Genomic DNA, 22,764 nt, shown 5'->3' with positions numbered 1-22,764 from the left:
AAAGAATGGAAAATGCCACATTGAATGATGAATACGGCTACGTTAAAGACAGCAAGGTATTTTTAAAGGGGTATTTGAATTTCCCCGACCGGCAAATTGGAGAAGTAAAGAGAACAGAGCAGGAAGCGATCGATTATTTCAAAAATCGCTTTAACATTGTTCTGAACAAAGTGGAACAACTGGAACAGGAAATTGATGAGGCTCTTAACAAAGGTTCTTATCTGACCAAACTGATCCAGCTGCAACGTAAGCTGACCGGCTTTGATGCACTCGGGGATTTTGTGCCTCTGCTGCGCCGGCTGGAAGAAAAAGAAGAATACCTGAAAAGCTTGATAGAAGTCAATCAGCTGAAAAACCTGGAAATCAAACGGGCGCTGATTGAAGATGTGAAAGTGGCGGCAGCCATTCAGGATTATACCGTTGCAACGGACCAGATACAGGAAATAAAAGCGAAATGGATCCGCACGGGCCCGGTCGAAAAAGAATATCAGGAAGAAGTAGAAACTACTTTTCAGCAAATCCTGGACGATTTTTTCCAGCGCCGCCGCGATTATTTCGATGAACAGAACAAAATAAACCAGCATCGTATCGAAGAATATGAAAAGCTGATCAAAATAACCAAGACACTGAGCTATTCACGCGATCTGGATGATGCATACCAGAAAGCCAGAGAAATACGCAATGCATGGAACAATGTCGGTGAAGTGCCTCCGAAACGTTTTTTCAAGGTAAACAAAGCATACCGGCATTTCCTGAAACTGTTTTACGATAAGTATAACCTTGCCAAAGGCATTGAACCAAAAGTGCGCGTTGATCCGCGTATCCTTGAACAGCAGAAACTGCTTCAGCAAGCCGAACATCTTTTGCGACAGCCGGACATTGTGGAAGCTTCGCAGGAAGCAAAAGTATTGCTGAGCAAATGGAAGGAAATCAAGATACCATTCAAAATGGCAGACAAGGAACTTGCCGAGCGTTTCCGGATGGTTTGCGACAAGATTTTCGAACTAAGTTACCTTGCCCGCGTAATCAGCAGAAAATATCCGGCATTTGAACTGAAAAGCCCGGAAGAACAGCTCAGAACAAAATACCGCGAGCTGGAATGGCTGGCCAAACGTGAAAAAAGCGATCTGGAGTTTGCCATTCTTGAATTTGACCGAACAGCAACCGGCGATCCGGAACAGGACAAACAAGCCGCCGGAAGGATCAATATCCAGAAACGCAAAGTGCAGATGAAAGAGAAGATCCTGTCTGAATTTGAAAGAAAACTGAAAACGATTACCGGGTAACTCACCCGGCAATATTTACGAAACAATATCTTTTAAAGAAGATTTGTTGATAACAAGATTAGACTGAAGTACCCTGGTTTCGAAAGCAGCCGGGGTACTTTTGCTTTCGATCAGATCCAGCAAAAGGGAAGTAGCCTGTTGGCCCATTTCGAAAGAAGGCTGCGTCACCGAGCTTACCGGAGGATCGAGCAGTGAAGACATGGCCAGATCGCAGAAACCCACAACGGCAACATCGTCGGGCATGCGGTAGCCAAGCTGGCGCAATGCCCAGTGAATGCCCATTGTAATCCGGTCGCTGGCCCCGAAAATTGCATCCGGCCTTTCACGCAAAGCCATTAACTGATACGTCCGTTCCGTGCCGCCCGCCTGCGTAATTTCACTATGCAATACCCATTCTTCCTGAAATGCGATGCCGTATTTCTTAAGCGCATCCTTGTAGCCTTCCAGCCTGAAACGCGTAATGGAAACGGGCCTGGGCCCGGCAATGTGCGCAATGCGTCTGCAGCCTCTTTCAATAAGGTGGCTGGTGGCCTCAAAAGCACCTTTGTAATCATCTACACGGACTTTATGCGTTTGCATGGCATCGCTTACGCGGTCAAAAAACACTACCGGAATTCCTTGTTCCTGCAAATGCACAAAATGATCAATGTTCTCGGACTGGCTGGAAATGGCAACGACCAGTCCGTCCACACGGCGGGAGGCAATGTGCCGGGATGCAGCAAGTTCCCGTTCCAGCAATTCGTGACTTTGGTAAATCATCGTATGATAGCCACGGCTGTAAGCAATGTCCTCCACGCCGCCGATTGCAGATGAGTAAAAACGGTTTGCAATATCCGGCACGATGACACCGATAGTCTGCGTGCGGTTTTTGAGCAGGCTTATGGCAATCGGATTTGGATAGTAATGAAGTTTTTCTGCCAGCTCGATCACCTTTTTTTTGGTATTTTCACTGATTTCACTGCTATCCCGAAGCGCACGCGAGACTGTGGATTTGCTGACATGAAGCTGCTTTGCAATTTCTTTGATTGTAATGGAGACCTTTTTCATCTGCTGTTATTGGAATATTGCAAATTTGCCTTTTTACTTATGAAAATGAAACCGGAACTGTTGTTGCACAAATTACTTTACAATCTTCGATGTTCCGGGAAAAACTGCGAAACGGGAACGGTTCCGGGAACGGTTGCGTAAATTTATAGCTTTTTTTCAAGATTAATTTTTGTGAATCAACGAATCTATGTTTAAACTAGATTCAATATGGACGCAATTACTACGGCTTTCACCACTACATTTCCAGGAAATTTTCTATAATTAACTCATCCCCATCTTAATGGAAGCAACATCTTTTACCAGCTCATTGCCGCCTGTTTACTCCCAGAAAAACATCATGGAAAATTTGTTTGGCAAGGTCGTAACATCCGGAGATTACAATGCTTTTCGTGAGTTGTTTACCAATCATTACAGATCGCTTTGTAACTATGCCATGCGCGTTGTAGTCACCCGTGAAATTGCGGAGGAAGTTGTTTCGGATGTATTTGTAAAACTCTGGAAAAATCGGGAGCAGATTGAAGTTCATACCTCTTTCCAAGCTTACATTTACAGGGCGGTACGCAATCAGGCGCTGGATTATCTGAAGCTCCGGATTCACCGGCAGCATGAACGCGAGTCGCTGGATTCAGTACAATGGAACACCATGCATGCAGATCATTTTTCACCTGTTGACGAACTCTCGTTCAACGAGTTTTTTGATCATGTGGAAGGCTGCATCCAGGCTTTGCCCCGTCAGTGCCAGATTATTTTCAGGCTGAGCCGCGAAGAAGGGCTTCGTTACCGCGATATTGCAGAAAAACTGGAAATTTCAGTCAAAACGGTGGAAACGCAAATGAGCCGGGCCCTGAAAGTACTGCGCGAACGCGTTCCGGAGCACAGGCTGGTGGCGTAGAGCTGTTAGCTATTAGCTATTGGCTATTAGCTATTAACTTTTAAACTACTAGTAGTTAATTATTAGCTCTTAACAGACTTTAACTACTGAATTTATAGCTTAATAATTCTGATATAAAAGCGATTGCCAAAAGCTAACAGCTAATCGCTAACGGCTAATCGCTAAAAGCAAAAATATGGCACTAGAACAAACATGGCGCTGGTTCGGGCCGAACGATCCCGTTTCGTTACAAGATATCCGTCAGGCCGGCGCAATAGGAATTGTAACGGCATTGCATCACATTCCTAACGGAGAAATCTGGGAAAAAACAGAAATCCTGACACGCAAAGCCCTTATTGAGCAGGCCGGACTTACATGGTCTGTGGTGGAAAGCGTTCCGGTTCATGAAGCCATCAAGACAAGAACCGGGGATTATGAAAATTACATTCTGAATTACCAGCAGACATTGCGCAATCTGGGCGAATGCGGCATTGATACAGTTTGTTATAACTTTATGCCCGTGCTCGACTGGACAAGAACGGATCTTGACGCGCCCATGAAAGACGGCTCCACAGGTTTAAGGTTTGATGCCGCGCAGTTTGCAGCTTTTGACCTGTATCTTTTAAAAAGGCCGGAAGCCGAGCATTTATATACTTCCGAGCAGAAGCAAAAAGCAAAAAGCTGGCTGGATAACGCGACGGAGGAACATGTCAATAAGCTTGTCAGAAATATCATTGCCGGACTGCCGGGTTCGGAAGAAAGTTTTACAATTGAAGAATTCAGAAAAGTGCTGGATACGTACCGGAATGTAGGCGATCTGGAACTGCGTACGCATTTGTACCAGTTTATTCAGGCCATTGCGCCTGTGGCTGCGGAAGCCGGTATCCGTCTTGCCATTCACCCGGATGATCCTCCGTATGCAATTCTGGGACTTCCGCGCGTCGTCAGTACGGAAAATGACGCCATGCTTTTACTGGAAGCTTTTGACCATACCGCAAACGGAATATGTTTCTGCACAGGGTCTTATGGCGTACGGCCCGACAATGACCTGAGCGGAATGGTTAACCGGCTTGGAAACCGTATTCATTTTATTCATCTGCGCGCAACCAAAAGAGAACACGACGGAAGTTTTTACGAAGCGGATCATCTGGATGGCGACGTGGATATGTACAGTGTCATGAAAGCATTGCTGGCGGAACAAAAGAAGAGAACAGCCGAAGGAAGATCGGATTTAAGAATGCCGTTCCGGCCGGATCACGGGCACCGCATGCTCGATGACCTTTCTGCAACCAAAAGAACAAACCCCGGATATACTGCGATCGGGCGGCTGCGCGGACTCGCGGAATTGCGCGGGCTGGAATATGCAATAGAAAGAAGCGGGTTATAAACATCAAATCAGTGTAGTTCTGCATTATGGAAACGATAGGCACAGCCGTACAAAAAACCTTTATTACCGACGATTTTCTTTTGCGTTCAGAAACGGCGCGTATGCTTTATCATGATTTTGCAAAGGAAATGCCGATCATTGATTACCACTGTCATCTTCCGCCGGACCAGATCGCCGAAAACAGGCAATTTGAGAACCTGACGCAGATCTGGCTATATGGCGATCATTACAAATGGCGTGCAATGCGGGCCAATGGCGTGAACGAAAAGTATTGTACCGGAAATGCAAGTGACTGGGAAAAGTTTGAACAATGGGCTGCAACCGTGCCTTACACGATGCGCAACCCGCTGTATCACTGGACACATCTGGAATTGCTGCGTTACTTCGGCATTGATATTCTTCTAAATAAAGATACCGCCAGAGAAATTTATGAGGAATGTTCGGCCAAACTGAAACAGCCTGACTATGCCGTAAAAAGCCTGCTTGAGAAGATGAATGTAAAAGTGATCTGTACCACGGACGATCCGACGGATTCGCTTGCATATCATCAGCAAATCAGCGGCAGCGGTTTCAACATCAAAGTGCTTCCTACTTTCAGGCCGGACAAAGCCATGCTGCTGATTGATTCGCCGGATGCATTCCGGGAATATCTCGCAAAACTGGAAAACGCTGCGGGAACCGGAAAAATTGATTCCTACGAAAGTCTGCTGAATGCCTTGCACAGCCGACATGATTTTTTTGCTTCCTTGGGCGGCAAGCTTTCGGATCACGGGCTGAACCATATTTATGCAGATTTTGATGATGAAGCGGCAAAGCAGGCTTTCAACACAACTGTAAAAGGCGAACTTGCTACCGAAGCGCAACGGAACGCTTTCAAGTCTGTTTTGCTTTACGATCTTGCAAAGCTGGATCATGAAAAATCATGGACACAGCAATTTCACCTCGGCGCACTCCGGAACAACAATGCGCGCATGCTCCGGGAACTGGGCCCGGATACAGGCTGGGATTCCATCGGCGATTACAGCCAGGCAGAGGCATTGTCCGCATTTCTGAACAAGCTGGATTCCACGGATCAGCTTGCCAAAACGATTCTTTACAACTTAAATCCGGCTGATAATGAAGTAATTGCCGCCATGACCGGAAATTACAACGACGGATCTGTTGCCGGAAAAATGCAGTTTGGCTCCGGCTGGTGGTTTCTGGACCAGAAAGATGGTATGGAACGCCAGATCAATGCACTTTCCAATATGGGTTTGTTAAGCCGGTTTGTAGGAATGCTCACGGATTCGCGCAGCTTTTTATCTTATCCAAGGCACGAGTATTTCCGTCGCATTCTTTGTAACCTGATTGGAAATGACGTTGAAAACGGCGAGCTGCCCAATGATATTCCATGGCTCGGAAAGCTTGTTCACGATATTTGCTATCATAATGCGCGCAATTATTTTGGATTCTGAAACCGTTTTTTGCTTTAAAAAATACATAAAAATAGCCCTGATGAATAATGAGGGCTATTTTTGGTATAAAACGTTTACTTTTACAATTATTCAATTTTTCAGGTTACGGGTTAAATTTCTAATCTGCCCGGCCAACAGCTCAGGATATGGCTCAGATCGTTTCTTTTGGAGAAGTCCTAATGCGGCTTTCCACCCCTGGTTTTTCCCGCTTCGAGCAAGCACGCCAGCTTAATGTTACTTATGCCGGAGGTGAAGCAAATGTTTCCACGGCTCTCGCTTACTGGGGGCATCATACGGCGCATGTTACGCGTTTTCCGGATTCTCCGATTGGCCGGGCGGCAGCACAGTATCTTCATTTTCATGGTGTTGACGTTTCGCACATCATTTACGGAGGCCCCAGAATGGCGGTTTATTTTCTGGAAACCGGCGCTGCCATGCGCGGAAGCCAGATTGTATACGACCGCGCCAATTCTTCACTGGCCGAAATCGATCCGAAGGAAATTGACTGGGATTCTATTCTGAAGGATGCCAAATGGTTTCACTGGGCCGGCATCACGCCTGCATTGTCGCAAGGAGCTGCCGACGCGCTTCTGGACGGTATCAAAGCAGCCAGAAAGTACGGAATAACGGTTTCAGGTGATATTTTTTACCGCGCCAATTTATGGAAATACGGCAAAAATCCCTCTGAAATTCTGCCTGAACTGACTGCCGGAACAGATATTGTGATCGCAAACAGTGAAAATATAAAAGAGATATTCGGCATTGGAGGAAACGATTTTACAGAATCCAGCGTCAATTTACAAAAGGCTTATCCGCAGGTAAGTATGGTTGTAGACACAAAAAGAACGTCTTTAAGTGCTTCACACAACCTTTTGCGGGCTTACATGTGGAGCGGAACCGAACTGCTTGAAACCTCGGACATTGAAATCAATCCGATTATCGACAGGGTAGGAGGCGGCGATGCTTTTATTGCCGGTCTTATTCATGGCCTTATTTCCTTTGATGATCAGCAGAAAGCACTGGAATTCGGCGTAGCGGCTTCTGCCTTGAAACATACGATAGAAGGCGACGCGCTGATCTCGACCGTTGCGGAAGTGGAAGCAATCCGACAAGGCGAAACTTCCGGCAGAATCCGGCGGTAATCGGGAATGTACTTATAAACAAGAAATTAACCAGAAGACAAGCGCATGGACAAGGATACCATATTGATACTTTTGAATGAAGTCGGGATTTTGCCGCTGTTTTATCATGCTGACATTGAAATTGCCAAAGAAGTAATCAATGCAAGTTACCGCGGCGGCGCAAGGGCGTTTGAATTTACAAACCGCGGCGACAATGCATATCATGTTTTTACTGAGCTGGTCGCTTACACGAAAGAAAGCCTGCCGGGACTTGCCATGGGAATCGGGACGATTTATGACGTGGAAACAGCACAGAAGTTCATTGAAGCCGGAGCTGATTTCATCGTTACACCTTGCCTGAACCCGGAAGTTGGCCGTGCCTGTGCCGTCGCCAATATCCCATGGATTCCGGGCGTGTCCACACTGACTGAAATTTACAATGCACAGCAGGCAGGTGCCGTAGTTGTGAAGCTTTTTCCGGGCGATGTGGTGGGTTCTGCTTTTATCAAAGCAATCCGTGGACCTATGCCGAAAGTGAAGATCATGGTTACGGGCGGCGTTCAGCCCACGCGTGAAAGCATCAGTGAATGGTTTGGAGCGGGTGCGTATGCCGTGGGCCTTGGCTCCAATTTGTTTCCGAAAGACGTTATTGCAGAAGCAAACTATTCGTGGATTGAGCAGAAAATTGCAGAAAGCATTGCATTGGTAAAAGAATTCCGCAGCAGTAACTGATATTGGCCGAATTATTCATTTCACGGTCAGAATATCTTTTCAGGCAATATATTTAGGTATTCTGCAGGAACATGATCTGTGAGCCAAACTCCGTTTTCAGACAAATACGATTTCTATTTGTCTGAAAACATTTTTCCTGCAAGTACTTCAAATACAAAAGGTTTTCCATGCCTTGTGCCAACTTTTACAGCTGTATCCATATCAGCGCTTAAATGGACATGATGCCTTTCTCTCTTTAAAATACCTTTTTGCAGAATACTTGCTTTGAATTTCTCGGCTGTTCCATGGAATAAAACTTCCGGCGGGCTTTTGACTTCATAACCAAGATCAACGTTAATGGAATGTCCCTGATTTGCTCTGATCCTGTCAAAAGTTTCATTGAAGGCAAAACGCTTTTTTGAATTGGTTTCAACAATGTGTTTTAGTATTTCAAGGTTTAAAGTCAGATTTGCCTTGTTCACCTTTTTGATCAATATCTTTACATCCGTCCAGCCATTTTCATCAAGTTCTATCCCTGCCGCTTCTGGTTTGTGACAAAGAATCAAGCTAAGGAACTTGCTGATTCGGATATTCTCTCTTTCACTAAGCATTGGATTTGATAACTGCATCGAAAAAATCGTGTACCGGTATGTTTAACGGAATAATCATGATTGCCTATTTTTATAAATATAACCATATTGCCAGTTCAACTAACAGATTTTTGCCTATCTTTTGTGGCGGTAGCGGAAAATTATGTAACTTTTATGCTGGAAACAGTAGGTTATAATTTAAGTTCCGATTGCAGAATCCAGAATTTTAAGCTGTAAGTCAATGCTTGTTACCGCCATTTTTTTATCACTGGTCTTCATCTTACTGGGCAGTATCGTTACTGTCAATAATGCAAAGTACATCTTGTCCGGCTACAACACCATGTCCGAATCAGACAGGGCAAAGATGGATGTTGCTGCATACCTCCGGTTTTTCAAGAAATTTCACCTGTTTCTCGGTATTTCACTTTTAACAGGATTTCTGATCCTGACACGCCTCAATCATAACTGGGCAAGTGCATTCATTATTCTGTATCCTTTGATCGCTTATGCATTTCTGATTGCACGCGGAAATGTTTATTATCACGGTACAAAAGGGCAGAAAGCAGGAACTTACGTCGGTATTGCAATCCTGCTTGTGATTGCCATCGGAACCGGAACAACGCTTTTTTCCAGTTTCAGGAACAGCGAAATCAAGCTTGCAGATGACTATCTTGTCATACAAGGTATGTATGGCTTTAAAATAGAAAAAAGCCAGATTACCGAATTGAATCTGGCTAAGGATACTCCCAAAATTTCCATCAAGACTAACGGTTTTGCAGCGGGAGATTATGCAAAAGGAAGTTTCAGGACTACAGACGGGCGCAATATCAAGCTGTTTGTCAATAAAACGGTAAGTCCGTACTTACTCATCCGTACAAAATCCGAGGAAATCTATTTCAGCTCGGATGAAGTATCTTCCGCCGAAATGTATCTGAGAATAAAGTACTGGACACGCGAGTAATCCATTATTCGGTCATTTCCTGATCAAAACCGGTTATTTTGATTTCTTCTACGGTTTCCGTCATATTTTCTTTTACCGCATCTGCAAATCCCGGCAGTAACGTAAGATCCGTATCCCAGAGCGAAGTATCGCTTAAAACCTGCTGTGCAAGATCAACCGGCGAAGCTGCATTCTTCCATTTTTCATCAAAATAAGGAGCCGAGTCACAGCGGATAAGATATAGCTTTCCGTCACGATCACCAAAATAACTGCCTTCTTTATGGAGGACAGGCTTCATGAATTTGAGATAAGCGGCAAACCCTTTGGCAAAAAGCTGCGGCGCCTTTTCGGATTTTTTGTAATGATGAAGTAAAGTCGGAATATTGCGCATTTTCATTTTGGCCGTATACTGAACCGTAATATCAATAAGCTGATGTCGGATAAACGGATTTCTGAACCTGTCGAGCACCTGATTTCCAAATTCCAGCGCGCGGTTCAGATCCAGTTCATAGGGGATTGCAGGCGCCAGTTCGTTCAGCATCAGGCTGGAGACGTAAGCAGACGTTTCCGGATCCGTCATGCTTTCACTTACCGTATCGTGCCCGTGTAAAAAATTCATTCCCGAAGAAAGCGTATGCGTTCCGTTCAGCAAACGCAGTTTCAGCTCACGGTAAAGATTAATATCCGGTTCAATAATAATGCCTTCGTCCGCATCTGCAAAACTCAGTACCGAGCGTACCTGCGCATCGCCTTCAATGGCCCATAAACGGTAAACTTCGGAAACAATCTGCAGTTCGTCGGTAAAATCCTGTTTTTGCGACAAGGTATTGATTGTTTCAGAATCAGGCTTGCCCGGAACGATTCTGTCAACCAGTGAACTGCAGAAATGATTATGGTTTTCCAGCCATTGAATAAATGTTTCTTCCAGATGATGCCTTCTGGCAAGTTCCAGAACGATTGAGCGTAGTTTCAGGCCATTATCAACAATCAGTTCCGTAGGAACAATCACCATTCCTGCATCCGGAGCGCCTGCAAAAAATTTGTAGCGTTCATATAAATAAGCTGTCAGTTTTCCGGGAAAAGATGCCGGCGGCAAAGCGAAAATATCATCTTCTGTTAACTGAATCCCGACTTCCGTAGTATTTGAAAAAACTATCTTCAGCTCCGGATTTTTTGCGCATTCCAGAATTTCCGCCCAGTTGCCATTTGCCGCCAATGTTCTGCTGATGGAACTGTTTATTATAAATTCATCTACATTACGACCGCTTTCAATTCCTCGTATGACGTGTGAAAAAAGGCTTTTTTGTGTTTCAAATGCATCCGTGCCGCCCTGATTTGTTGATTTTACAACGACGATCCGCCCATTGAAAATCCCTTGCTGATTAGCTTTGTTGACGAAATAATCGGGAAGTCCGCGCAGTAAAACGCCGGTTCCAAACTGAATGATTTTTTCCGGCAATGCAAGTAGTTTCCGGTGTTCGGGCAAAAGTTCAGGACGCTGGTCCAGTAGTTCGGGTGAAAGCTGCGGTAATGACATTTGAAAAAATGATAGGTTGTAATTACTGACGAGATTAAAGAATAAAACCCTTAAGCAAAAAAGACGCCAGATGGCGTCCTTTGCTTAATATATTCGAAAACTTTATTTACCAGCACTCCGGTCAGACGCCCAGCGGAACAAATCCGCTTTCTTCTTTCTCCTTCTTTTCATCTGGAAAAATGAAATTGGTTGCATTTCTGACTTTTTCGGGTAAAAGCGCAATGCCCAGCACTTCATCAATCTGATCTACATAATGGAATGAAAGATCTTTGATATAATTTGCTGGCACTTCCTCCACATCTTTACGGTTTTTAACGCAAAGGATAATTTCCCTGACACCCGCACGACGAGCCGCAAGTATTTTTTCCTTTACACCGCCAACCGGCAGCACTTTTCCTCTCAGGGTTATTTCACCCGTCATGGCAATGTACGGTTTCACACGGCGCTGCGTAAAAATAGAAGCCATGGAGGTCACCATCGTTACACCCGCCGAAGGGCCGTCTTTCGGAACGGCGCCTGCCGGCACATGCACATGGAGATCGTAGTGATTGAAAATCCTGTAATCAATTCCCAGACGGTCCGCATTGGCTTTAAGATAAGACAAAGCGGCAACGGCAGATTCCTTCATCACATCACCCAGTTGTCCGGATAAAGTAAGGTTTCCTTTTCCGCGGCTCAGACTGGTTTCAATAAAAAGAATTTCACCTCCGACCGAAGTCCATGCCAGGCCCGTAACCACGCCTGCAAAATCATTATCCTGATAAAGATCCTTGTCAAAAATTTCAGCGCCCAGATATTTCTCGATCAGTTCCGGTTTTACGGTTTTGGGATAATCCTGCTCCATCGCCACCGACTTGGCAATCTTGCGTACAACCGTTCCGATTTTCTGTTCCAGGTTTCTCACGCCGGATTCACGCGTGTAGCCTTCAATAATGCGTAAAAGCGCGGTATCGTCCAGTTTTATGTCGCTGGATTTCAGTCCATGATCCTTGCGCTGCTTCGGAACCAGATACCGTTTTGCAATTTGCAACTTTTCTTCAATCGTATATCCGGTCATTTCAATGATTTCCATCCGGTCGCGTAAAGCAGGATGAATGGTATCCAGTGAGTTGGCCGTTGCTACAAAAAGAACCTTTGAAAGGTCATATTCCACTTCAAGATAGTTGTCCGTAAAGGAAGCATTCTGCTCCGGATCAAGTACTTCCAGCAATGCCGAAGAAGGGTCTCCACGGTAATCCGAGCTTACTTTGTCAATTTCATCCAGAATGAACACCGGATTTGCAGAACCTGCTTTCTTGATATTCTGAATGATTTTGCCCGGCATGGCACCGATGTACGTTTTTCTGTGACCGCGTATTTCAGCTTCATCATGCACGCCGCCCAATGCCATACGGATATATTCCCGGTTCAGTGCCTTTGCTATGGATTTCCCCAGCGACGTTTTCCCAACGCCCGGAGGGCCGTACAAACAAAGAATCGGTGCTTTCAGGTTGCCTTTCAGCTTCAGTACCGCCAGGTATTCGATAATACGCTCCTTTACTTTTTCCAGGCCAAAATGGTCTGCATCGAGTACTTTCTGCGCTCGCACAAGGTCAAAGTTATCTTTGGTATATTGCCCCCACGGCAAATCGACAAGTGTTTCCAGATAATTCATGGTAACCGGATATTCCGGCGCCATGGGATTGATCCGCTGAAGTTTGTTCAGTTCCTTGTCAAAATGCATGCGAACGGCATCCGTCCATTTTTTCTGGCTTGCTTTCAGGCGGATTTCATCCAGATCGCGCTCCGGACTGTCCATTCCAAGTTCGTCGTGCAGTACTTTGATCTGCTGGCGCAGGAAATAGTCGCGTTGCTGCTGGTCTATATCCGAACTGGCTTTGGTCTGGATTTCCCTTTTCAGTTCCAGCATTTCAATTTCCCGCATCATGAATTCAAGCAGAAGAGTTGCCTGCTTGTGGCCGACTCTTTCTTCCAGAAGTTTCTGTTTGTCTGCCACTTCCACATTGATGTTGGAAGAAAGAAAATGGATCAGAAAAATCGGGCTTTCAATATTATCAAGTGCAATCCTTGCTTCCTGCGGAATTTCAGGGTTCAGCCGCATGATTTTATGCGCGCCGTCCCGTAAAGACTGCAGAAGTGCCTTTGACTCTTTTTTGGTAGAACCCGTAAAGGAATCTTCTATCGAGCGTACTTCGGCGGTAAGATAAGGTTCTTCGCTGATGATGTTCTTGATCTCAAAACGCTGTCTTCCCTGCACGATTATGGTCACATTGCCGTCCGGAAGTGTAATCATTTTCAGAATTTGCGCCACTGTTCCGACGTTATAAAGATCTTCCGCAGTAGGGTCTTCTTTATTGGGAACAGCCTGTGTTACAGCGCCGAGAATTCTAAGATTGATATCAGAATTTCTGTATATTTTTTTAACCAGCCGAATGGCTTTCTGGCGAACAACGGTAACCGGGATCACCATTCCTGGGAAAAGTACTGTTTGCCGGATCGGCAATATAGCAAGTTCATTCGGGAGTTCAAGAGGCTCGTCGGAGCCATCAGGGCCACCAAGAGGGACAATTTCAAGGCTATCCATATCCGAATCGGACATAAGCAGCCGACTATACAAGTCAGAAGGTTCAAATTTCATAGGCGTTCTGTCAAAATGACAGATAATCTTTTCCCAATATATAAATAATGACTTTCAAAAGAAAGGGAATATATAAACAAAATAGCTATGCCACAATCCTTTGTGTCAGCTTTTCAATCTGCAGAAATCCTTTCAAAGCGCATGCACCGTCTGCCCTTTTTTAAATAAGAATGTCTTCTTTTCGGAAGCAAGTTTAAGGTTAGTCATATTGACCTGATCATCAAATACTTCCATTAATGTGCTGTTTTGCAGTTTATAACCGCTGAGCGAACTGTGAAATGGAATTTCAAGATAAACCCATGTTGCATCTTCTTCCTGCTCTTTTCCGATGTACTTGATGGCCAGCGGTTTTTTGCTGCTATCGGTAATCAGAAACGATTTAAGGATGTATTTTTCAACCAGAGGATCATTTTTATCGTCATTTCTGATCACTATACGCTTGTTGTTATTTTCAAGGGTCAGCCCTTTTTCAAGATCATCTGTAAAAATCCGGATGCTTACTTCAAATGCTTTCACCGCCGGATTGTACTGCATCTGCGTTACGCTTACATGATAATCGTGAACAAGGGAAGTCAGCAGAATGATGGAAGAGAATGCAAGAAAAATCAATAAGAAACTTGTTCTCCCTTCCGTCTTTCTACGGTTCCTATTTTTAAAAAACAGCTTTCCAGACATCGTTGAAGATAGCAAAGGCCATAAGGCCAAGTAACAGAACCATTCCGACTTTCTGCGCATTTTCAAGGAACCGGTCAGATGGCTTGCGGCCCGAAATGATTTCGTAAGAAAGTATGACGGCATGTCCGCCGTCCAGCGCAGGAATCGGCAACGCGTTCATAAACGCCAGTACCATGGAAAGAAGGCCGGTCAGATACCAGAATCTGCTCCAGTCCCAAACGCCGCCGAACATGCGGGCTATACCGATCGGTCCGCTTAATGCCTTGGACGGAGAAACTTCGCCCCGAAATATTTTACCGAACCCTTTGATGTTGTTGTAAACGACAGCGAAAGCATCCTGTGTCCCCACAGAAATGGCCTGGCCCAATGAATATTCAACAGCTGTATAGTTCAGCAGACTTTCCGGATAAAAACCGATTGTGCCTTCCGGTGCAACATCTACGGCAAGTGTTTTCTGCGCCGTTCCGCGCTGCACAACCAATTGAGCCTGCTTGCCTTTCAATTGCTGCAATTCGGTCTGCATTTCATTGAAAAAATGAACCGGTTTCCCATTAATTGAAATTACTTGATCGCCTGTTTCCAGACCTGCTTTTTCAGCCGGCGAAGCAGGAATCAGTTCACCGATTTTAAAAGGTTCCAGCGGACGGATGAAGTTTCCTTTTTCCTCGGGATCAGAAAGTTTCTCGATAAAGTTATTGGGAATGTCTATTTCAACTTCTTTGCCATTACGGTTAACGGTATAAGAACTGTTGCTGCCCAGAAATACTTCCGAACTTACAACATCATTGAAATTAGAGAACGGTTTGCCATTTACTTTGACAATCTTATCGCCGGTTTTAAGGCCGATTTCCTGTGCAAGGTTTCCTGCAACAATACCGTATTTGTTTACTTCAGAACTGGAAAGAAATTTATCACCTTCATTATATGCAATGACGATAAAGATAAAAATTCCGACAACTACGTTGACGATAATTCCGCCGAGCATCACGATCAGACGCTGCCAGGCCGGTTTGGAGCGGAATTCCCAGGGCTGAGGTTCTTTGTTCATGGCCTCTGTATCCATGGATTCATCGATCATGCCTGAAATCTTGACAAAGCCGCCAAGCGGAATCGCGCCGATTCCGTACTCCGTTTCACCTTTTTGAATACTGAATATTTTAGGAGGAAAACCAATGAAATACTTTTCAACTCTCATCCCGAACATTTTCGCAGCAGCCATGTGCCCCCACTCGTGCAATCCTACCAAAATTGACAAGCCCAGTATGAGCTGTCCCGCCATTATTAATACTTCCATTCAGGTCTTGTATAATCGTTGTTTGTTATTTAAAAATACCCGGCACTACTAAATGAACTTTCTTGAATTTTCAAAGTTAAAAACGTAAATGTAATGAGTAAAGTTACGCAAAACCGCCGATATCCTTACAAATGCCCGTTTGAGCTGTTGTACGGCCATTTATTTATTCAAATCGATTTCAATTCCCATCATCCGCATAAGTTCCGAAGCATTGAAACTGCGGCATATTCCTTCATGAAGCTGGTAATCGAATTTCAACTTGCCGTTCTCAACGTCGGAGCGAAAATGAAAATTATGAACGTAGTTCTCATGAGCGCCCCATTCGCCGAGTTCCAGATCATGCGTGGAAACCAGTCCGGCGGATTTCTTTTCATGCAATTGCCGGATCAGTGCTTCCGCGCCTTTGTGCCGGTCCACCGAATTGGTTCCTTTCAGAATTTCGTCCAGAAGATAAAAAACAGGCGTTTCATTGTTTTCATTGGCAAGATCCAGCAGCTTTTTTAACCTTTTAAGCTCGGCGTAAAAAGAGGAAGTGCTTTCTTCAAGAGAATCCTGCGTACGCATGCTGCTGAAAACCCGAACGGGCGAACAACTGAATCCGGACGCGCTTACGGCAGCACCCGTTTGTGCCAGCACCAGATTCAGGCCGATTGTTCTCAGGAAAGTACTTTTGCCCGACATATTTGAGCCCGTCACCAGAATCGTATGCCCAGTTCCCCGCATACTGAAATCGTTGCTGATTCTTCTGTTTGCAGGAATAAGCGGATGGCCCATGGACAAAGCATTTATAAAAACTTCGTTTTCCTGCACCACTTCGGGTAAAATGTAATCCGGATTGGCAAATGCATGTCCGCCAAGACTGTTCATGGCTTCTATATCCGCAAGTACATCCAGCCAGTCGTTCAGTTTGGTATGATTGCTTCTTTTCCAGTTTTCAAGTCCGGCCAGACAGTGCAAATCCCAGAGCGTCGGTACTCCGGCAAAAAGGAAAAAGAACGGGTTGTTTTTATAGTCCAGTTTTTCAAAAAGACTGCCGACACTTTTCAGTGCTGCCGAAGATCCCTGTATCAGAGCTTTCCGGGTAAGCCACCAGTGTGAGTTATAGGAAGTAGATTCTGCAATGGCCAGCAAATCCGAATAAGCTGTAAGTGTTTGCCCAAGTGCCGTAGTTTTATCTGTAATCTGCTGAATGACCATCTGAAATCTTCTTAAAATAACCAGATGTACGCCAAGGCTCAGTAGAAGCGGCCAGTAAGGAATAAGGCCGGCAAACACAAAAACCGCAATGAAAACAGTAACAAGCGGCCACCAGCGTAGCCGTAACGTGGAAGCGAGTTCTGCCGGTAGCGTGTCGGAAGCCCATAAGCGAAATGAGCCGATCTGCTTGGCGGCATGTTCGTGCAGTAAAGCCGTTGCTTCCCATAACTGGATAACGTCGGGATTTTTTTTGAACTCTTCGGAAGCCTGCTGGCGCAATCGTATTTCATCGGGAGAAGCAGGATTTTTAAGCCAGGAAGCAAGCCTTCTTGCGCCTTCTTCTGTCCGGGTGCGGTTCAGTAGTTTGTAAAGGGAATATTCGCCGAATATGTCAAGATCGGTGGAATATGCATGATCTTTTTCCTGAAACGGAGTGCCGGTGTCCGTGCGTTTGAATCGGAACTGCAGTCTTTCCAGCTCATCTTCATTAACAGTCTGAAGATTACGATGAAAATCCCGGTTCCGGCGCGCAGCCTGCTGACAGCGCATCAGAACCAGAAAGGCGATCAGCAGAGCGAAAAGTCCTGAAATCCACAAAAGTCCGCCGTTTTTATTCCATAACCAGCCAAGAACAAGCATTCCGGCAAAAACAGCAAGCCTCGCGATGGCCAGAAAATTAAACTTTCGCTGTGCTTCCGCTTCCGCTGCACGGGCTTTTACAAGCTGGTTTTCAAAAAAGTTTTGTGAAGCCGTTTTAACAGATTCCGTAGTGTTTTCCATTAATTGGTTTCAGCGTTTTCAAACTGTAATTTAATAAGATTGGCATAAAGGCCGTTGTCCAGAACCGTCAGTTCCTGATGCGAACCCGATTCGGCAATACGGCCTTCGCGGATTACATAAATCATATCCACTTTACGGATTGTGGCCAGCCGGTGTGCAATGACAATGGTTGTACGGTTTTTCATCAGTTCATCCAGCGCAATCTGAACGAGTTTTTCCGATTCTGCATCCAGCGAACTGGTAGCTTCGTCGAGTATCAGGATTTTCGGGTTTTTCAGAATAGCCCTTGCAATGGCAATGCGCTGGCGCTGGCCTCCGGACAGTTTTACACCGCGCTCGCCGACAATCGTTTCAAATTTTTCAGGAAATGAATCAATGAATTCAAGCGCATAAGCTCTTTTTGCTGCGTCATAAATTTCATCGCGGGAAGCAGCGGGCTTTCCGTAAGCGATGTTTTCGTAAATCGTGCCGCCAAAAAGCATTACTTCCTGCGGAACAATCGCAATGTTTTTACGCAATTCCGAAAGTCCGTACGTATGAAGCAACTTTCCGTCGATCCTGATTTCTCCGGACTGATAATCATAAAACCGCATCAGCAATTGTACAATCGTTGATTTTCCTGCGCCGCTGTACCCGACAAGCGCAATTTTTTCACCTGCATTGATCTGAAGTGAAATCCCTTTCAAAACCGGAAGGTCTTTTCTGGAAGGATAGGAAAAGTGAACGTCCTTGTAAACGATTTGTCCTGAAATCGGACTTGCAACAGCATTCTCTGCAGATTCCAGCGTTAATTCCGGCGTTTCTTCCAGGATTTCAAAAATTCTTTCCGAAGCACCGATTGTTTTGTTGATCTGCGCATACAAGTCGCCCATTCCGCTGATGGAAGCGCCGATAAATGTTGTGTAAAGGATAAATGTAAAAAGGTCTGAGAGCCCGAATTCGCCCGCCTGAACCAAACCTGCGCCATACCAGATCACACCGACGATCCCGCCAAAAAGCGCAAAAATGATAAAAGAAACGAACCCGCCGCGGAAAGTGGCCGCATAAAGTGAAAGGTCTACAACTCTTTTCAAAATGGTTTTGTAACGATTTACTTCCAGCGGCTCATTGGTGAATGCTTTTACAACATGAACGGACTGCAATGTCTCTTCCACCACGACATTTGCCGCGGCCAGTTCGTCCTGCGCTTTTCTGGAAAGCCTGCGCATATGCCGCCCGAAAAATACGGATGCAATCACCAGAACCGGGAAAGTGGCAAGCATAAACAGCGTCAGCTTCCAGGAAGTGTAAAAAAGAATGGAAATGCCGATAACCAATGTAGCAATCTGCCGGAAAACCTCGGCAAGCGTAAAAGATAACAAACCTTGCAGCTGCGAAACGTCCGAAGTAATCCTGCTTGTGAGTTCACCGACCCGCCGCTGTTCCAGGAATGCAATGGGCAGCGTAATGATTTTGGTAAAAACATCGGACCGGATATTGGTCATGGCCAGCTCGCTTACCTTGGTGAAAAGATAAATGCGGAAGTAGGAAAATATGGCCTGACAAATCAGGATGAAAAAAAGGAACAGCGTAATCTGGTTAATCGTATATTTTGATTTTCCTTCAATGACTTCAATAATGCTTCCGATAAGTTTGGGGAAAGCCAGCGAAGTACCAGTGGAAAGCGCCAGAAAAACAAGTCCGATGAAAAAAGTAACGCGGTATGGTTTCAAGTACCGGAAAAGGTCCAGCGTCGTTTTAAGCCCTTGCCAGCTGATTTTCCTTACAGCAAAAGGAGAAGGTTGGTCAGTATTGTCGTTGCGGTCAGCCATTACAAATCAGTATAGTGCATTTAGCCGTTTTGCGGGCTATTCGCTTTTCATATCAGGCAGCAAAAGTAACTAATATTATCAAGTATGTGATGCTGCGGTACAAGGCGGAAAATCCTCCGAGAATGAAAGTGCATTTACCGGAATCTGAAAATGCCGTTATGCAACGGTCCTGTTTGCATGCAGCCTTTCACTGCGCCGGTTTTTATACCAGTTCCGGATCAGCTCATTAGCAGGAATTTCAACAAAGGTATTTGCAAAATATGCAAGCAAAACGGCAAGGCCAAGCGCCAGAACGATGGCCGTATAGATATTGAAATGCAGGACTTCCGTAAAAGTTGCAATCAGTTGCAAGCCGGCATATTGATGGATCAGGTAAAGGCAATAGGAAATTTTCCCAAGCTGAATAAGCGGCATCTTATCCAGAAAACGCAGCTTCCCGTAAATAAACAAGGTGAAAACAGCATGGTAAAAAACAAGCATAAAACAGTGCTCCACAGCTGAAATATAATACATGGACTTGCCGCCTTTGCTGTGCAGATAAAAAGAAGCCAATAAGCTGAAAACCATCAAAAGAATGTTTTTAACTGTCTTCTGACCTTTAAAAAGCTGATAAAATAGAATGCCGGAATAAAACAGCGGAAAGTGATTTGCAAGCTGGACTTTGCTGACGACAATTTGATGCAGGCTGGTATCATTTTCCGAGAAAATGTGAAATACAACGATCAGAATAATAAAAGCAAAACCGATGTCTTCAATGCGCTTTAAAGTTCCGGTCATATAAACGGCAAGAATCCAGAGGTAAAAATTTATTTCCACCAGCAAGGTCCAGTACGATCCGTCCAGATCTTTCTCTGAAAAATAAGCCGGCAGCATCGTTGCATTGGCAAGCAATTGTGTGACGCTCAGGTTTTCAGGTTCGTAAACCAGCATGAAAACCGCAGTTACAAGCATGCAGCACCAGAAAGCAGGGTATAACCTTGCAAACCGGAAAACGGCAAAGTCCTGCCAGCGATGGATTTTCTGAATGGTAAGAAATATTACAAATCCGCTGATCATAAAGAAAATATCAACGCCGGTAACGCCAAACCTGAAATCCCAGCCCAGCAAATTCTTGTTACTGCCGGAAAAATGAAAAAGCACTACACTCAACGCTGCAAGTCCGCGCAAGGCATCAAGTTCGGGTATTCTGTGAAAGCTTTGCTTCTGAGGAGCAGAATGCATCGGGAACAGGAAGTGATGTAACTGTCGCCAATTTAAAGATCATATTCTTTAAATGTATTATGCCGGCTTCAATTATGGTAAATTTATTCTTAATTGATTTAGAATAAATTCTGTAAAAAATTATTAAATTTTCTTTGCTGTCAAGCAACCCTTGCTTTGCAATGATCGTATAAGTCAAAAAAAGCGAATAGCATGCCCGAGTATACCTCCGCCGTTCTTCAAGAACTACTCGACGGCTGTTTACAGAGAAACCGTCGTTGTCAGGAGCTGTTGTATAAACAGTTTTATGGCTATGCTATGAGCATTTGTCTGCGCTATACACGCAACCGGGAAGAAGCGAAGGAAATTCTCAACGACGGATTTATGAAGGTTTTTACAAAGCTCGAAAGCTTTGATCCCAACCGTTCATTTAAAACGTGGCTGACGAGGATCATGATCAATACGGCGCTGGACCATTACAGGCATGAAGTCCGCAACAATGTGTTTGATGATGTGGAAACTGCAGATCAGGTTTCCGTAGATGAAACGGTGATCAGTAAACTTTCACACGAGGAACTCATCGGTCTGATCCAGAAACTGACGCCTTCTTACCGGCTTGTTTTTAGTTTATCTGTTATTGACGGCTATACACACGAAGAAATTGCAGAACAACTGAATATTTCGGTTGGAGCGTCCAAGTCAAACTTGTCGCGTGCAAGAGAAAAACTCAGAGAAATGTTATCCAGAATAAACATTGACAATTATGACAGAGTTGCCAGATGACGAACTGGACAAGCTCTTCAGAAAGTCATCCGAAGAGCTTGATCCGCAATTTGATCCTTCAGACTGGATCACCCTGAAAAAACGTCTGGACAAGCAGGACGGCAAAACGCCGGCTGCCTGGTTCCGGAAGTGGTGGCCGTTTGTACTGCTTGCAGTACTGATCCCGGCTGGAATTATAATTTATTCTCTGAACCGGAAACCGGAGGTAAATGAATCGGTGCATGTGCGGGAATTTGGGACGAAAGGAAATACGGAGGAAAGGAAGAAAGGAGGAAGCGGGACGGAGAAAGGAAGCCGGGATGTTGAAAAGGATGAACGCATTTCCGGGATTGATACAAAGGGAGAAAGCAGAACGGAGGAAAGGGATGAAGTGGGCAGCGAACCGTTGATATCAAAAAGTGTGAATTCTGAAATTGCAGCGAAAGATCAATTAAAAACATTGCCCCGGCGCCGGTCTAAGACAGGCGGAGTGTACTTAGAGCCTGACCGCTCAAGAGGGAAAGGAGGCGACGGGGCTTTTTTGAAAAACGGAGGTAAAGCAACTAAGACTAAAACACGTGCCTTGCAAGCGGGTAATAAAAGCAGGCCAACAATAGATGCAAATACGGTTACAGAAAATACGGTTGCGGAAAATAATAATCCGGTTCCTGATAAAAGTGATAAGACCGACTTAACCGATGCCCAACGTACAGCAGAACTTGCCGATAAAGAAGCAAGAATGGCCTTTTCAGTAAAAGAGCTGGGTACAAAAGGATTGTCATGGAAAAAGCCGGATCCGATTGCCGTTGTTATTCCGGAAAAAACAGATTCTGTACGTCCTGCGCCGGTTTCTGATGGAAAGCAGGATCTGGCAAAATGGGCGGTACGCTTCGGGTATTCACCGGATCTGAGTTCAGTTGGTTTAAAGAATTTTTCAAAACCCGGCTCAGCCGTTTCACTGATGATCGAGTACGCATTGTTAAACAAGCTTTTCTTGCAAACTGGGATTACAAGAAGTGTAAAGGAATACAATGCAAAGGCCGGAGAATACATTTGGCCGTACAAATATCCGCCGAAAGTATATCCTGACAATGTAGACGGAACCTGTAACATATTTGAAGTGCCTTTGAATTTTCGTTACGATCTAGCTCAGAATGAAAAATCAAGATGGTTTGCCGGTGCGGGTTCTTCTTCCTATTACATGCAGAAAGAGAAATACGTATATAACTATAAACCGCATGATTATGGCCCTTCCGGATGGAAAGGCAAAACAGGATGGTTTCTGTTCAGCCATATCAATGCATCCGCAGGTTACGAGTACAGGTTATCAAAAAAGCTTTCCATGCTTGCCGAGCCGTATGTAAGGATTCCTGTCAAAAGGGTGGGTTATGGAAAAGTCAATCTGTTTACAACCGGAATCTGGATTTCTGTTCGCTACACGCCCGTTTTCAAATAATGCATAA

Annotated in this window: 18 protein-coding genes; 9 read left to right on the top strand and 9 right to left on the bottom strand. The window is 44.9% G+C overall.

The annotated features are described in order from the left end of the window. Nucleotides 1-5 precede the first annotated feature (5 nt). Nucleotides 6-1,286, top strand: a complete 1,281-nt coding sequence (locus tag FEM55_RS22595; protein ID WP_138283592.1) for a DUF349 domain-containing protein — start codon at nucleotides 6-8, stop codon at nucleotides 1,284-1,286. Between the two features lie 15 nt (nucleotides 1,287-1,301). Here FEM55_RS22595 and FEM55_RS22590 read toward each other — a convergent pair whose 3' ends face one another. Then, entirely contained in the window at nucleotides 1,302-2,333 is a 1,032-nt protein-coding gene (locus FEM55_RS22590) for a LacI family DNA-binding transcriptional regulator (RefSeq protein ID WP_138283591.1), read from the bottom strand. A gap of 280 nt (nucleotides 2,334-2,613) precedes the next feature. Between FEM55_RS22590 and FEM55_RS22585 the strand changes: the two genes are divergently transcribed. The 5 genes from FEM55_RS22585 to FEM55_RS22565 all read left to right on the top strand — a co-directional run bounded on the left by FEM55_RS22585 (nucleotide 2,614) and on the right by FEM55_RS22565 (nucleotide 7,898). Next, a complete protein-coding gene (locus FEM55_RS22585) occupies nucleotides 2,614-3,225 on the top strand; it encodes an RNA polymerase sigma-70 factor (RefSeq protein WP_138283590.1) in 612 nt (203 codons plus the stop codon). 175 nt (nucleotides 3,226-3,400) lie between these two features. After that, complete coding sequence (gene uxuA / locus FEM55_RS22580) at nucleotides 3,401-4,591, top strand: mannonate dehydratase (protein WP_138283589.1); 1,191 nt, start codon at nucleotides 3,401-3,403, stop codon at nucleotides 4,589-4,591. A 26-nt stretch (nucleotides 4,592-4,617) separates the two neighbouring features. Then, nucleotides 4,618-6,045, top strand: coding sequence for a glucuronate isomerase (gene uxaC / locus FEM55_RS22575; protein ID WP_138283588.1), 1,428 nt, complete (start codon nucleotides 4,618-4,620; stop codon nucleotides 6,043-6,045). A 146-nt stretch (nucleotides 6,046-6,191) separates the two neighbouring features. Further along, nucleotides 6,192-7,187: a sugar kinase gene (locus FEM55_RS22570; protein ID WP_138283587.1), complete on the top strand. Its 996-nt coding sequence runs from the start codon at nucleotides 6,192-6,194 to the stop codon at nucleotides 7,185-7,187. Between the two features lie 45 nt (nucleotides 7,188-7,232). Continuing rightward, nucleotides 7,233-7,898, top strand: a complete 666-nt coding sequence (locus FEM55_RS22565; protein ID WP_138283586.1) for a bifunctional 4-hydroxy-2-oxoglutarate aldolase/2-dehydro-3-deoxy-phosphogluconate aldolase — start codon at nucleotides 7,233-7,235, stop codon at nucleotides 7,896-7,898. Nucleotides 7,899-8,011: 113 nt separating this feature from the next. On the opposite strand, the gene FEM55_RS22560 is transcribed toward FEM55_RS22565, so the two are convergent. Then, on the bottom strand, nucleotides 8,012-8,488 hold the full coding sequence (locus FEM55_RS22560; RefSeq protein ID WP_229209381.1) for an RNA 2'-phosphotransferase: 477 nt from the start codon (nucleotides 8,486-8,488) through the stop codon (nucleotides 8,012-8,014). A gap of 220 nt (nucleotides 8,489-8,708) precedes the next feature. Between FEM55_RS22560 and FEM55_RS22555 the strand changes: the two genes are divergently transcribed. Next, nucleotides 8,709-9,428: a DUF3784 domain-containing protein gene (locus tag FEM55_RS22555; protein ID WP_138283585.1), complete on the top strand. Its 720-nt coding sequence runs from the start codon at nucleotides 8,709-8,711 to the stop codon at nucleotides 9,426-9,428. A gap of 4 nt (nucleotides 9,429-9,432) precedes the next feature. On the opposite strand, the gene FEM55_RS22550 is transcribed toward FEM55_RS22555, so the two are convergent. From FEM55_RS22550 to FEM55_RS22520, 7 genes are all read right to left on the bottom strand, one after another. Beyond that, a complete protein-coding gene (locus FEM55_RS22550) occupies nucleotides 9,433-10,944 on the bottom strand; it encodes a tagaturonate reductase (RefSeq protein ID WP_138283584.1) in 1,512 nt (503 codons plus the stop codon). Nucleotides 10,945-11,065: 121 nt separating this feature from the next. Continuing rightward, nucleotides 11,066-13,582, bottom strand: a complete 2,517-nt coding sequence (gene lon, locus FEM55_RS22545; RefSeq protein WP_138283583.1) for an endopeptidase La — start codon at nucleotides 13,580-13,582, stop codon at nucleotides 11,066-11,068. Nucleotides 13,583-13,714: 132 nt separating this feature from the next. After that, nucleotides 13,715-14,191: a DUF6702 family protein gene (locus tag FEM55_RS22540; RefSeq protein ID WP_138283582.1), complete on the bottom strand. Its 477-nt coding sequence runs from the start codon at nucleotides 14,189-14,191 to the stop codon at nucleotides 13,715-13,717. A gap of 43 nt (nucleotides 14,192-14,234) precedes the next feature. Continuing rightward, a complete protein-coding gene (rseP, locus tag FEM55_RS22535) occupies nucleotides 14,235-15,551 on the bottom strand; it encodes an RIP metalloprotease RseP (RefSeq protein ID WP_138283581.1) in 1,317 nt (438 codons plus the stop codon). Between the two features lie 159 nt (nucleotides 15,552-15,710). Further along, nucleotides 15,711-17,528, bottom strand: coding sequence for a MutS-related protein (locus tag FEM55_RS22530; protein ID WP_138283580.1), 1,818 nt, complete (start codon nucleotides 17,526-17,528; stop codon nucleotides 15,711-15,713). Continuing rightward, the gene (locus tag FEM55_RS22525) at nucleotides 17,528-19,339 is read right to left on the bottom strand and encodes an ABC transporter ATP-binding protein (protein ID WP_138283579.1); all 1,812 of its coding nucleotides are present in this window, start codon (nucleotides 19,337-19,339) and stop codon (nucleotides 17,528-17,530) included. Before FEM55_RS22525 ends, FEM55_RS22530 begins: the two co-directional genes overlap by 1 nt. Before the next feature lie 156 nt (nucleotides 19,340-19,495). Next, complete coding sequence (locus FEM55_RS22520; RefSeq protein ID WP_138283578.1) at nucleotides 19,496-20,560, bottom strand: acyltransferase family protein; 1,065 nt, start codon at nucleotides 20,558-20,560, stop codon at nucleotides 19,496-19,498. Nucleotides 20,561-20,752: 192 nt separating this feature from the next. On the opposite strand from FEM55_RS22520, the gene FEM55_RS22515 reads away from it, so the two are divergent. After that, a complete protein-coding gene (locus tag FEM55_RS22515) occupies nucleotides 20,753-21,322 on the top strand; it encodes an RNA polymerase sigma factor (protein ID WP_138283577.1) in 570 nt (189 codons plus the stop codon). Further along, on the top strand, nucleotides 21,303-22,757 hold the full coding sequence (locus FEM55_RS22510) for a porin family protein (protein ID WP_138283576.1): 1,455 nt from the start codon (nucleotides 21,303-21,305) through the stop codon (nucleotides 22,755-22,757). The genes FEM55_RS22515 and FEM55_RS22510 overlap by 20 nt, the downstream gene beginning before the upstream one ends. Nucleotides 22,758-22,764 lie beyond the last annotated feature (7 nt).

This window comes from Dyadobacter sediminis, from assembly GCF_005860765.1.
Taxonomy (GTDB): Bacteria; Bacteroidota; Bacteroidia; order Cytophagales; family Spirosomataceae; genus Dyadobacter; species Dyadobacter sediminis.
This window is presented reverse-complemented; position numbering and strand designations above follow the sequence as displayed.